Below are 283 nucleotides of genomic sequence, written 5' to 3' on the forward strand. Positions count from 1 at the left end.
CTGATTAGCAGGCCCGCTTTAATACACCAATTAGCTAATGTTCCGCGCGATAGTTCAAGGCCGCCACGGCCCAGTATGTCAACGAAACGATAAAGCGGTAAGGCATCGCAGTATTTGCCCGTAACAACCGCCGATAACGCTTCTGGACTCGCAATGCTGCCAGGAATAGGCTGCTTGGGTTTAGGCGCGGTGATTATTTTACTGGCCAATTGTTCATGCTCGCAATGTCTGCAAGCATATTTAAATTGTTTGTGCTTAATGACACTGACTTTCGCCGGAATAA

General features: G+C 47.7%; 1 protein-coding gene. It reads right to left on the bottom strand.

The annotated features are described in order from the left end of the window. Positions 1-283, bottom strand: a 283-nt coding sequence (locus tag AAEY55_RS18220; protein ID WP_350552640.1) for a transposase, incomplete at both ends; no start/stop codon positions are given.

This window comes from Pseudoalteromonas sp. 120-MNA-CIBAN-0494 (assembly GCF_040308885.1).
GTDB lineage: Bacteria > Pseudomonadota > Gammaproteobacteria > Enterobacterales > Alteromonadaceae > Pseudoalteromonas > Pseudoalteromonas nigrifaciens.